Below are 12,830 nucleotides of genomic sequence, written 5' to 3' on the forward strand. Positions count from 1 at the left end.
TTTAGCGTACAGATATTTTAAATGTACACTGAACTCTTTTTTATGCTTATTCACTTGTTTCTTCCAGCACTTTTGGACTGTCTAACTTTTCCGAAACATGTTCCATTCTTCTCAATAAATAGATTTTCCGGATATTTAATATTATCGTCTTAATCACTGCATAGACAGGTATGCAAATCAGCATGCCTAATATTCCTGCGACACTTCCTGCTCCAATCAATACCAAGATGATCGTCAAAGGATGGATATTCATTGATTTCCCAAATAACAACGGCTTGATCAAATTTCCATCTAATTGTTGGATCACTAAAATCGACAACGCCATATACAAAGCTTGAAATGGAGAGATAAACAAACCGACAATGATTGCTGGTACCGCTCCAATAAAAGGGCCGACATACGGGATAATATTCGTGATTCCGCAAATGACCGCAAGCAACAAGCTATAAGGCTGATCGAATATTCTCATTGCCAAAAAGCTCATTACACCAATAATCAAAGCATCTAAGATCGTACTGCTGATATAGGCAGATAATGTTTCGTTTAATTCTTTTACCGTTTGGCGTAACTCTTTACGAATCGCTTTCGGAAAGAAGTGAGACAACGCATCAATAAATTTGTGCCCATCCTTGAACATAAATAGCAAAATAAATGGAACGGTAAATAACAAAATAAAAAATTGCATCATAAATGAAATGATTTTTGAGACACTTGCAGATAAACTGACTAATATGATATTGAACAAATTACTAAGAGATAAATTTGCTGATGCTAATTGTTCTTCCAAATTGAAATTTTTAAACTCTTCCCGCTGCGCCAATTCATTTAACCATTTGCTTGTTTCATCTGCATACGTTGGCAAGCTCTGGGTCAATTGAATTGTCTGTTCCATTAACTGAGGCACTACATTCATGACAGTTAAAACAACTAAAATGATTACGACCAAAAACGTCAATAAAAAACCGAACACTCTCGGGATCCGATGCTTTTCGAGAAAAACAACGATTGGATCGAACATATAATAGATAAAACCAGCAATAAGCAATGGTAAAAAATAGCCGAAAGCATTTTCAATATTGGACTAAAAATATTCGGCATTTGTAAAATAAAGTACACGCCGATGATCGTGAGTACTAGCTCCACTGTCCAGAAAAATAATTTTGATTGTTTAAAACGTGATTGCATACATCTCCTCCAAGGTCCTTTGATACTTCTATTCTATCATTTAACAAAGAGTTACGCGCTGAGATTTTCATTTGCTTAAAAAAAACAAAAAAAAATAAACATATTTTAATGAGTAGACGAGTACTTAAACAAAAACACGGTTTGGAGTAGTGACAAAAATTATACTGCAGTCCCTTTTTCCAAATAAACGGTGTTCAAAAGCTTGCATCTTCGTAATAAGCCCAGCCAAACGAAAAATATAAGGAACTATTTTTATTTGGCTGGGCTTATTACTTGATGTAGGACATCTATTTTACAACCTCAGATCATTTATTGCGTAATACTGACTAAATGCAATTTTGTGATATTTTTGTGTACGGACAACTCCTCGATCACATCGGCATAAGTGAGCCCTTTTGGAAGATCAATCGTATAGATATTTTTGTACACTCGGTAGTCATCAACGAATTTTACGTCAAAATTCACATCTTCGATTACGATATTTTTCTCTTTCTTAATTGTCAAATTAAGTTAGACAAATCATCAATACTTACGTAACTCAAAAATACTTCCAAAGGTGTTCGATAATTCAGTGATTTTCTAGGAATATTATTTCGTTTCGATGCGACAGATTGAATAAAAGATTCATCTACTGAATTGAAATCCATAGATTTCAATAAACCATCTCTACGTAACAATCCGTTAGAATTCTCGTTTAGGCCTCTTTGAGACGGCGTTCCTGGATCAGCGAAATAAATGGCAATATCATTGGCATTACTGATCTGTTTCCAATTTGAAAATTCCTTTCCACAATCAAAAGTGATGGATTTGAATAGATTTTTCGGTACAGATTCAAACCAATGATTTAATTTGTTTTCAATATCAATCGCTTGTCTACCACACGGTTTCAATGTGATGATAACTTTTGATAATCGCTCAACTAAGGTAATTACAGCACTTTTATGTTTCAAACCTACGATAGTGTCACCTTCAAGGTGACCAAACTCATTTGAGAATTGGCTATAATCTTTTTCACGTTCATGAATAGAGCGACGGAAAGCTTGTTTTCCACGTCTTTCTTGATGTCCATTTGGTTTACGCTTGCCTTTCATCGGTAAGTCAGAAGGATTAAATAGCCCCTTTTTGAACATACGATAAATGGTACGAGCAGAACAACGAATAGGAAACGCTGCACGACCAACAATCACATCGGGTGTCCATCCTTGAACAACCTTTCTTTGAATATATTCTGATTGTTCCTCAGGTAAAACAAGCGGGCGTCTACCACAGTTTGATTTGTTTTTCTTATACTGTTGATAGTACTCTAAGGCTGATTTTCCTTGCTTGAAGAACAGGTATACTTTATGGATCGTTTGTCTTGAACGATTCAAGCAATGCGCAGTTTTCGCAACAGATTGATTTATTTTGAAATAAGACTCTATCATTACAAGTTCATCCGTTGTAAGATGGGTATAGGTCATTTGTACTCACTCCTTATAATTCTTTGGACGGAACTATTTTGAGTGTAGCACAAATGACTTTTTTAGTTGTCTAGCTTAATTTTACAATCGGCGCTTCAAAATAATCGGTAAGAAAATCTTTGGTTTCTTTTCTATGGATAAATTGGATTTCTAACTTTTTAGTCGTAGGTACATGGATCACGCGTTTCACTACTGTGAGTGCAATAGCAATCCCGATAAAACTGATGATCGCAATGGAATAGTAACCCATGCCGATGGCGATCCCTAATCCAGCAATAGCCCATAAAGAAGCGGCAGTCGTAAGTCCCGTCACCGATTGTTTCGTGACGATGATCGTTCCCGCGCCTAAGAAACCGACACCACTCACCACTTGAGCAATCAGCCTTGCTTCATCTGAACGAATCGTTCCAGCAAGCTGTGGATACTCTAAAGCATCTCTTAATGCTCCACTAGCGATCTCGACTTGGATCAATGCAATGATACATGCACCCATACAAACTAAAATATGCGTACGCATACCTGCTGGACGATTTTTATATTGTCGTTCAAAACCGATTGCTCCGCCAAATAGCATAGCGATCCCTAAACGTAAAATAATCTCTGGAATTGTCAATACCATATCATTCATCTAAACACCCTCCAGTCCAATATATCATGTCTGAAAGGAGCAGACAAAAAAAGTGCAATTTTTACCTTTTACGAAAAAAGGACTGTGACAAAATTTTTGTCATAGTCCTTTTTATGAATAAACGGTGTTCAATCAGCTGACCCTCGGTATTAGCTCAACAAACGGCAAAATATGGGGAGCTATTTTTCCTTTGTCTTCTCTAATACTCAGGTCAAAACGCTGATTTTACAACCTCTCTACTAAACGGTGTTCAATCAGCTGACCCTCGGTATTAGCTCAACAAACGGCAAAATATGGGGAGCTATTTTTCCTTTGTCTTCTCTAATACTCAGGTCAAAACGCTGATTTTACAACCTCTTTAGCCTACTATTGAAAATTACAACTTACTTGCTGCTTCTTCATCGATGATCACAACAACATTGTCGTGGTTTTGCAATACACTTGCTGGTAAATGATTCGTTACAGGTCCTTCAATCATCCCTTTGATTGCATCAGCTTTGCTTTCGCCAAATGCCATCAAGACGATTTCTTTACTTTTCATAATTGAACCGATTCCCATTGAAACAGCTTTTGTTGGTACATCTTCTGCTTTATCGAAGAATCGTTTGTTTGCATTGATTGTTGATTCTGTTAAGTCAACTACTGAAGTCGTTCCGTCAAATGAAGCACCAGGTTCATTGAAACCGATATGTCCATTTTGCCCGATTCCTAAGATTTGGATATCGATTGGATGTGCATCGATGATTTGATCATACTTTTTGCATGCTGCTTCCAGATCTTCTGCTTTTCCATCTGGTACAAACGTTTCTTTGAATGGTTTTTTATCAAATAATTGGACATCCATGAAATGACGGTAGCTTTGTTCATCTGAACCGCCTAGTCCAACGTACTCATCTAAGTTTACAGAAGTCATTTCACTGAAATCCAAATCGCTTGAAGTCATTTCTTTATATAAAGTAACTGGTGTGCTTCCTGTTGCCAATCCTAATACTTTTGCACCTTTGTTCATACCTTCTTTGATGATTTCAAATGCTTTTTTTCCGCCTTCTTCAGCGTTTTTTACACGAATGATTTCCATAGTGATTGCTCCTTTGTATTTTGGTATAACCCAATTATAGCATTCTTTTTTTCTTTTTACAATAATTAGTATAGACCAAAGTGCATTTTTTTCATTTTCTTGACAATAAATAGGAATCCGTGTTAGGTTTCATAAGATGGTTCAATCAAACAATCCATGTTGCATGAAAACCAAGCAAGTGATTCACTGTGGACGCTTTATGTCTGCAGTTTTTTTATGAAAAAGGAGTTATTATGAGTATACTGACATTAAACAACATTACCCAGCAATTTGGCGACAAAATCCTCTATGAAGGTGTCGATCTGCAATTAAATGCTGGCGAACATCTTGGGCTGATTGGACAAAACGGAGCCGGTAAAAGTACATTGATTAAAATCATCACTGGTGAGATCTTACCAGATGACGGACAGATCCATTGGCAAAAAAATATTCACAAAGGTTACCTCGATCAATATGTGGAAGTCGATGAAACATTAACAATCGAAGAATTTCTAAAAACTGCGTACGCAAAAGAATACGAAAAGGAAGAAAAAATTGCTTTTCTTTACCAAACATATAGCGAGACCTTCGATGATTCCTTGCTGGAAAAAGCTGGGAAACTCCAAACGGAATTAGACCAAGGAGTGTTTTATCAAATCGACACCTTAGTTGCTGAGATGAGCAGCGGGTTGGGGATCGATGTCTTAGGTTTAGATTCACTGTTGAAAAATCTAAGTGGTGGACAACGTTCAAAGGTGATTTTAGCAAAACTACTTTTAGAAAACCCAGATGTTCTGATCTTAGATGAACCAACCAATCACTTAGATGATCAGCATATCCAATGGCTGACGCAGTTTCTTCAGGATTTTGACGGTGCGTATATCGTGATTTCCCATGACCAAGAATTTCTTGATCAGATCACCACCCATATCGCAGACATCGAGTTTGGAAAGATTACTAAGTATACTGGCCATCTAAAACAAGCATTGAAACAAAAGGAACAAAATCGCGAAAGCTATTTGCGCCAATATCATGCTCAACAAAAACAAATCGAAAAGACCGAAGCTTATATTCGAAAATACAAAGCCGGTTCCCGATCAACGATGGCAAAAAGCCGACAAAAACAATTAGATAAAATCGAACGGCTGACGCCTCCAGCTTCAGCAAGTAAAGCTGTCTTTGATTTTCCATTCTCGCCTATTGTCACGACATTAGCAGTGGAAACAACTGATTTAGTCATCGGATATGATCGACCGCTACTTGCACCCATCAATTTGACCATCCGCTTTGGTGAAAATATTGCCATTCGAGGCTTCAACGGGATTGGAAAATCTACTTTATTAAAAACACTGATCGGTGAGATTGAAAAAATAAGTGGCGATTTCCACTTCCCAGATAACACAAAAATCAATTACTTTTCACAAGATCTGTACTGGGAAAATCCATTAGAAACACCACTACAATATTTAAGCAGTCAATTTCCAAAAGCGACTATCAAAGAATTACGTCGCCAACTAGCTAAAGCAGGGTTAGTTAATCAATTAGCAAGTGAACCTCTCACTACATTAAGTGGTGGGGAACAAACTAAGGTGAAACTTGCACAGTTGACAATGAACCAAGGCAATTTACTGATTCTCGATGAACCGACGAACCATATCGATCAAGAAACGAAAGAAAGCTTACAAGACGGGATACAGAAATTTCCAGGAACAGTAATCATCGTCTCTCATGAACAAGAATTTTATCAAGATCTTGTGCAACGAGTCATTGAGATTGAACCAAAATAAACGTTTGATTGAATAGTTGAAAAAAAGGAGCTGTGACAAAAGTTTTGTCACAACTCCTTCTTCTGAATAAATGGTGTCCAATTAGCTGACCTTCGGTATTAGCTCAAAAAACGGCAAAATATGAGGAGCTATTTTTATTTGGCTATTCTTATTACTTGACGCAGAACAGCTTTTCACAACCTCTTTTCGTCTATTTTTTATTTTCGAGATTTCTCTTTCCTTTAAAAACAACTGTTTGAAAGAAGAACGCACATCCTTGAAAAACAAGCCCGCTAACCGTTACACCTAACCAGCCATACTGCTGCCACATTGTCGTCCCTAGCAATGAACCAGCCGCACCTCCAATAAAGTACATAAACATAAATACAGTATTATTTCGGTTGCTTGCTGCTTCACCTAGCCCTTGTACTCGTGTTTGATTGGCGACTTGACCAAATTGATTCCCGACGTCTAATAAAATAATAGCTAAAAGCAAAATGGCCAAATGGCTTCCGCCAACCAATAAAGCAATAAAGCTTATTGTTTGCATAACAAGTCCCATATACACGATTTTTCTTTCAGAATAAGAATCTGCCAGTCGTCCCACGATAGGTGCAGCAACTGCTCCAGACAAACCAAAAATAGCTAATATCCCTGCTTCGAATGTTCCCCAATTGTAGGCGGGACTGCTGATATAAAAAATCAACGTAGACCAAAAGATCGAAAATGTTCCAAACATGAAAAATCCACTGACTGCCGCTTCTCTTAATAGACGTTGAGAAGCAACTAAATGCGGCAAACTTTTAAGTGAATCAAGGTATGAAACAGCTGTACTACTTTGCTGGACAGAACGCGGCATTTTCCAGTAAAGCAGAAGTGTAAGAATTCCGACTGCACATAAAGCAAATAAATAGATCATCCGCCAAGAAAAAAGACTTGCAACAATGCCAGACACCGTGCGAGAAAGCAAAATCCCCACGAGTAAACCGCTAAGCAATGTACTCATGACCTTCCCTCTTGCTTTTGGTCCCGCTAATACCGCACCGTAAGGAATGATGATCTGTGGTACGATCGAAAGTAACCCAATCAAGAAAGAAGCGCATGCAAATAACGTAAACGAAGGCGCAAAAAAAGCGGCCAACAGAGAGACGGCAGATAACGCTGCCATTCGAATGATCAATTTTGGACGATCCACCACGTCCCCTAAAGGAACTAAAAACAGTAACCCTAACGCATAGCCTAATTGGGTCAACATCGTCAATATCCCGACTGCACTTGTGCTAACAGATAAGCTTGCTGCTACTTTCGTTCCAATCGGCTGGATATAATACATATTGGCAACAACAACGCCGCAAGTGATTGATAATAATAAAATAAGCGACGTTGTTAAAGGTGTTTTTTCATTACTCTTCATTGATTTCCCCCATTTCCTATCTTAGTTTACAACTTATGGAAAAGATTGGAAATAGAAAAATACAACTATTCGCCACACTTATTATTTTTGTCTTTGTTTTCCTTGTTTTTTCTTGCGATCTTTATAAATGAAGACAACTAACCCTACTAGCACAGTAACACTTGCAACCAACGTGACTGCAGTTTTGTTATATCCGTGAAACAGAGCTTCTCCCCCACACGCATACAACACAGATGAAGGGATGACTCCAATCACGATCGACATTACGATTTGCTGAAGAGGCAATTTCATCGCATCTGCAGCAAAATTGACCATAGAAGATGGGATCACCGGTATCATGTAACCTAACATTACGCCTATTTTTGGATGTTTCATTTGCCGAATGGATTGCACCCAATGATTCGTTTCGGTTTTCTTATCTAAAAATTTCAATCGGTGCATCAAAAACACAGCGGAGATATTGCCCAAAGCATTCCCTAAAACATTGATACCTGCCCCAATAAACGGACCAAAGCTCAAACCAGCGATGACTCCAACTACTGAAGTAGGAATACCTGGAACAGCACACACATCACCGCTGTCAATACGATCAAGAGTATCGATGCAAAAGTCCCATGCGAACGAATATGTGCGAGTAGCTCTGCCTTACTCGCTCTCGGATTTAAAAATAATTGGATGTCTGTCTGATATTCTAAATACAACCGATAGCCCACTACCAGTATCAGAATGATTCCCAACGTGATCAACATCAATCGGATTATTTTCTTTTTCATATTTCCTCCTGAAAAAAATCTATATTCATTAAATAATAGTTTAACATAAAAACAAAAAAGCACCGAAATCCAACATAGGATCTCAGTGCTTTTAAATAGTAAAAATTATTTAACAGTTACAGATGCGCCAACTTCTTCAAGTTTAGCTTTCAATTCTTCAGCTTCTTCTTTAGATACGCCTTCTTTAACTGGTGCAGGAGCGCCATCAACTACAGCTTTAGCTTCTTTCAAGCCTAAACCAGTTGCTTCACGAACTGCTTTGATAACTTTAACTTTTTGGTCTCCAGCTGCAGTTAATTCTACAGTGAATTCTGTTTGTTCTTCAGCAGCAGCAGCGCCACCAGCAGCAGCTACAGCTACAGGAGCAGCAGCAGATACGCCAAATTCTTCTTCAATAGCTTTAACTAGGTCGTTAAGTTCTAGGATAGTTGCTTCTTTTAACTCAGCAACGATGTTTTCAATGTTCAATGCCATTATAATTTCCTCCGTTTAATTGTTCTTTTTTATTTAATGCTTTATGCGGCAATTAAGCTGCATCTCCATCTTCTTTGTCTGCCACTGCTTTGACAGCGTAAGCCACGTTGCGGACTGGCGCTTGTAGTACAGATAGCAACATAGATAGAAGTCCTTCGCGATTTGGCAATTTTGCCAATGCTGTGATTTCTTCCAATGAAGAGACTTTACCTTCGATGATACCGCCTTTGATTTCTAATGCTTTTGCTTCTTTAGCAAATTCGTCCATGATTTTCGCTGGTGCGACTACATCTTCGTTACTGAATGCAACAGCTGTAGGTCCAGTGAATACTTCGTCCATGCCTTCAAGGCCAGCTTTTTTAGCTGCACGTGAAAGAATAGAATTTTTGATAACTTTCATTTCTACGTTAGCATCACGAAGTTGTTTACGTAAACGTGTTACTTCATCAACTGTTAATCCGCGGTAGTCAACGACTACTACTGATGCAGCTGCTGTAAATTTTTCGCTTACTTCATCAACGATTGCTGCTTTTTTTGCGATAATTGCTTCACTCATTTTTGAGTTTCACCTCCTGAATTTTGATGGAAGAGTTTTTTTGCACTGAAAAGGCAAATCACTTTTATAGTTACTTTGCTCAACCAGTATTGTTCATCATCTATTCACTTCGTTCATAGTAATTCACAATAAAAAACTCTATGCCACCGCAGACATAGAGGGACTATTGAATATATTCAATAAACGTCCTCGGTAGGAAATTAAGGCTTGATGCCACCTACTGTCTTCGGTACAAGTTAATTATTAACCTCAACTAGCTTAGCATGCTAAACTAGTTGAGTCAAGAATTATTTTTCAGTTGGATCAATCAACATTCTAATATTTAATTAGAAAGAAGCTTGGTCAACATGGATACCAGGTCCAAATGTTGTTGTGATCGTTACATTTTTCATGTATTGACCTTTAGCTGCTGATGGTTTAGCTTTTAGCAATACATCATGGATTGCTGCAAAGTTTTCAACTAATTTTTCATCGTCAAATGAAACTTTTCCGATTGGTACATGGATATTTCCAGCTTTGTCCACGCGGTAAGTTACTTTACCAGCTTTCACTTCGTTTACTGCTTTTGTTACGTCCATTGTAACTGTACCAGTTTTAGGGTTTGGCATTAAGCCTTTTGGTCCTAATACTCGTCCTAGACGACCTACAGTAGCCATCATATCAGGTGTTGCAACAACTACATCAAAGTCAAACCATCCGTTTTGGATTTTTTGAACCATGTCGTCGTCACCTACGAAATCTGCACCAGCTGCTTCAGCTTCTTTTGCTTTGTCTCCTTTAGCAAAAACTAAAACAGTTTGTGTTTTACCAGTTCCGTTTGGTAATACAACAGCACCACGGATTTGTTGGTCTGCTTTTTTAGGGTCTACGTTCAAACGGTATGCAACTTCAACTGTTGCATCAAATTTTGCAATGTTTGTTTCTTTTGCTAAAGCTACTGCTTCGGCAACAGGATAAACTTTACTTGAATCAACTTTTTTTAATGCATCTTGCATTTTTTTGCTCTTTTTAGCCATTTTGGTTCCTCCTTGATTGTGGTTATAACGGTTGTACCTCCCACGTGTTCTATATCTTTCAATATAGAGCCAACTGAGAAGCTGCTGTCTTAGGGTGTAGAGATTATTCTACAGTGATCCCCATGCTTCGTGCAGTTCCTTCAACCATGCGCATTGCTGCTTCAACGTTAGCTGCGTTTAGGTCTTCCATTTTTAATTCAGCGATTTCTCTTACTTGATCGCTAGAAACTTTCGCAACTTTATTTTTGTTTGGTTCGCCTGAACCTTTTTCAATTTTAGCTGCTTTTTTCAATAGAACAGCAGCTGGCGGTGTTTTTGTAACGAATGTGAATGAACGGTCTTCGTATACAGAAATAACAACCGGAATGATCAAACCTGCTTGATCAGCTGTACGAGCGTTGAATTCTTTTGTGAATCCCATGATATTGATACCCGCTTGACCTAGTGCAGGACCTACTGGTGGAGCTGGAGTTGCTTTACCTGCAGGAATTTGCAATTTAACGATTTTTTCTACTTTCTTTGCCACGAGACATACCTCCTTAAGTCCGTGATGTGGTTAATTGGAGATGCATATTTCTCCTCCCACGTTTTATCTGATCTGAAAAAATCCAGACAAATAATGTGCAAAACAATGCACACTGGTACAGTATAGCAAATTTATTTGTTTTTTCAAGATTTTTTTCTTCTATTTTTACATTTTGCTTGAATAAACGCTAAATTTATTCTAAAAAAACAACAATTTTTCGTTCCCATTTCTTCTTTTATGTTACACTTGCGCTAGCATGGTTCAACAGATGAAAGCAAACAATAACACGTTTTTTTAGACCCTTGTACAAAGATTCCTACATAACAAAATGAGGTGGAGAAAATGAAAGATTTAAGGTATAGAAGTGTCTTTGATATTATTGGACCTGTGATGATTGGTCCAAGTAGCTCTCACACTGCCGGAGCTGCTAGAATCGGGAAAATCATACGTAGTATATTTGGCGAACAACCTGATTCTGTAGATATTTATCTATATGAATCATTTGCAAAAACCTATCGGGGGCACGGAACAGATATTGCATTAGTTGGCGGTCTGTTAGGGATGGAACCCGATGATGAACGTTTAGCTGATTCTTTGAAATTGGCATATGAAGCCGGTATGGAAGTCTTGTTTGTTCCTAAGAGTGAAAAAGCCGAACATCCAAACTCTGTAAAGATGCTTCTAAAAAAAGGAACACGAAAGCTTTCAGTCACCGGCATTTCGATCGGCGGTGGCAATATCCAGATTTCTGAATTGAATGGATTCAAAATTTCTTTAAGCATGGGTACTCCTACCTTGATCGTTGTCCACCAAGATGTTCCAGGTATGATTGCTAAAGTGACTAGTATACTTTCTGAGACCAATACGAATATCGGCACTATGACAGTGACACGGGAATCAAAAGGTGAAAATGCCATTATGATAATTGAAGTAGATAATCCTCAAGTTGAAGAAACGGTAAAAAGACTCAAACAGCTGCCAAATATCGACAGCGTAAATTATTTCGATTAAGGAGCTAAAAAAATGTTTTTATCGATTGAAGAATTAGTAGATCAAGCAAAAGCTTATCCAAGTGTAGCAGAATTGATGATTGCAGTTGAAATGGAAATGAGTGGCCGTTCCCGTAGTCACATCATCGAGATCATGGAAAAAAACCTCTCAGTAATGGAACAATCAATCAACGAGGGAAAAGAAGGTGTTACCTCCGTCACAGGAATTACCGGTGGTGATGCAAAAAAATTAGATGATTATTTAAATGAGGCAGACTTTTTAAGTGGAGAAACAATCTTAAAAGCTGTACGCAATGCTGTAGCTGTTAATGAAGTCAATGCAAAAATGGGGTTGATTTGTGCTACACCGACTGCCGGAAGCGCGGGTGTTGTTCCTGGTGTGCTGATGGCTGTCCGAGATCGGCTTGATTTGACACATGAACAGCAATTGGAATTCTTATTTACCGCTGGCGCTTTCGGGTTAGTTATCGCAAACAACGCTTCTATCAGTGGTGCAGAAGGGGGATGTCAAGCAGAAGTTGGTTCTGCAAGTGCAATGGCAGCAGCAGCTTTGGTTTGTGCAAAAAATGGGACTCCTCATCAAGCAGCACAAGCAGTAGCCATTACATTGAAAAATATGATGGGACTGATTTGCGATCCCGTTGCAGGCTTAGTTGAAGTCCCGTGTGTCAAACGTAATGCTTTAGGCTCTTCTCAAGCTTTTATCTCTGCTGATATGGCATTAGCGGGTATCGAAAGTGTCATTCCGCCGGATGAAGTCGTTGCTGCAATGTACCAAGTCGGACGTCAAATGCCGTCGATTTTCAAAGAAACAGCAGAAGGTGGCTTAGCTGTTACGCCAACTGCTAAACGACTTGCGGAAGAGATTTTAAATAAGAGGGCGTGATAAAGCTCCTTAATTTCGAGTATTAAGAGATTAGTTATCTTCATAACAAAAAACGAAGAGAGGACTAATTGCCCTTCTC

At 38.3% G+C, this 12,830-nt stretch carries 10 protein-coding genes, 4 pseudogenes and 1 other annotated feature; of the genes and pseudogenes, 3 read left to right on the forward strand and 11 right to left on the reverse strand.

The features are described from left to right. Nucleotides 1-46 precede the first annotated feature (46 nt). From MKX69_RS10650 to nagB, 5 genes and pseudogenes are all read right to left on the reverse strand, one after another. A pseudogene (locus tag MKX69_RS10650) lies at nt 47-1,185 on the reverse strand (AI-2E family transporter). A gap of 309 nt (nt 1,186-1,494) precedes the next feature. Next, a pseudogene (locus tag MKX69_RS10655) lies at nt 1,495-1,677 on the reverse strand (MgtC/SapB family protein); the annotation flags it as partial. 8 nt (nt 1,678-1,685) lie between these two features. Next, a complete protein-coding gene (locus MKX69_RS10660) occupies nt 1,686-2,645 on the reverse strand; it encodes an IS30 family transposase (RefSeq protein ID WP_000222573.1) in 960 nt (319 codons plus the stop codon). Between the two features lie 94 nt (nt 2,646-2,739). Further along, nucleotides 2,740-3,273: pseudogene (locus MKX69_RS10665) on the reverse strand (MgtC/SapB family protein); the annotation flags it as partial. A gap of 376 nt (nt 3,274-3,649) precedes the next feature. Then, nucleotides 3,650-4,351 carry a glucosamine-6-phosphate deaminase gene (gene nagB, locus MKX69_RS10670; RefSeq protein WP_002287787.1) on the reverse strand — a complete coding sequence of 234 codons (702 nt, stop codon included), beginning with the start codon at nt 4,349-4,351 and terminating at the stop codon, nt 3,650-3,652. A 233-nt stretch (nt 4,352-4,584) separates the two neighbouring features. Here nagB and MKX69_RS10675 point away from each other — a divergent pair, with 233 nt between their 5' ends. Then, nucleotides 4,585-6,117, forward strand: coding sequence for an ABC-F family ATP-binding cassette domain-containing protein (locus MKX69_RS10675; protein ID WP_002290558.1), 1,533 nt, complete (start codon nt 4,585-4,587; stop codon nt 6,115-6,117). 190 nt (nt 6,118-6,307) lie between these two features. Here MKX69_RS10675 and MKX69_RS10680 read toward each other — a convergent pair whose 3' ends face one another. The 6 genes and pseudogenes from MKX69_RS10680 to rplK form a co-directional block, all read right to left on the reverse strand. Beyond that, nucleotides 6,308-7,510 carry an MFS transporter gene (locus MKX69_RS10680; RefSeq protein ID WP_002339876.1) on the reverse strand — a complete coding sequence of 401 codons (1,203 nt, stop codon included), beginning with the start codon at nt 7,508-7,510 and terminating at the stop codon, nt 6,308-6,310. Nucleotides 7,511-7,591: 81 nt separating this feature from the next. Continuing rightward, nucleotides 7,592-8,283: pseudogene (locus MKX69_RS10685) on the reverse strand (TVP38/TMEM64 family protein). Nucleotides 8,284-8,388: 105 nt separating this feature from the next. Continuing rightward, entirely contained in the window at nt 8,389-8,757 is a 369-nt protein-coding gene (gene rplL, locus MKX69_RS10690; RefSeq protein ID WP_002294588.1) for a 50S ribosomal protein L7/L12, read from the reverse strand. 52 nt (nt 8,758-8,809) lie between these two features. Then, nucleotides 8,810-9,313 carry a 50S ribosomal protein L10 gene (rplJ, locus tag MKX69_RS10695; protein WP_002291634.1) on the reverse strand — a complete coding sequence of 168 codons (504 nt, stop codon included), beginning with the start codon at nt 9,311-9,313 and terminating at the stop codon, nt 8,810-8,812. Between the two features lie 120 nt (nt 9,314-9,433). Further along, nucleotides 9,434-9,561: a sequence feature (ribosomal protein L10 leader region), on the reverse strand. A 78-nt stretch (nt 9,562-9,639) separates the two neighbouring features. After that, complete coding sequence (rplA, locus tag MKX69_RS10700; protein WP_002294587.1) at nt 9,640-10,329, reverse strand: 50S ribosomal protein L1; 690 nt, start codon at nt 10,327-10,329, stop codon at nt 9,640-9,642. A 103-nt stretch (nt 10,330-10,432) separates the two neighbouring features. Continuing rightward, on the reverse strand, nt 10,433-10,855 hold the full coding sequence (gene rplK, locus MKX69_RS10705; protein ID WP_002291638.1) for a 50S ribosomal protein L11: 423 nt from the start codon (nt 10,853-10,855) through the stop codon (nt 10,433-10,435). A 342-nt stretch (nt 10,856-11,197) separates the two neighbouring features. Here rplK and sdaAB point away from each other — a divergent pair, with 342 nt between their 5' ends. Continuing rightward, on the forward strand, nt 11,198-11,866 hold the full coding sequence (gene sdaAB, locus MKX69_RS10710; RefSeq protein WP_002319573.1) for an L-serine ammonia-lyase, iron-sulfur-dependent subunit beta: 669 nt from the start codon (nt 11,198-11,200) through the stop codon (nt 11,864-11,866). Nucleotides 11,867-11,878: 12 nt separating this feature from the next. Beyond that, nucleotides 11,879-12,751, forward strand: coding sequence for an L-serine ammonia-lyase, iron-sulfur-dependent, subunit alpha (gene sdaAA, locus MKX69_RS10715; RefSeq protein WP_002294584.1), 873 nt, complete (start codon nt 11,879-11,881; stop codon nt 12,749-12,751). Nucleotides 12,752-12,830 lie beyond the last annotated feature (79 nt).

The sequence above is a fragment of the Enterococcus sp. FSL R5-0957 genome, from assembly GCF_038008005.1.
In the GTDB taxonomy this organism is placed as follows: Bacteria; Bacillota; Bacilli; order Lactobacillales; family Enterococcaceae; genus Enterococcus_B; species Enterococcus_B faecium.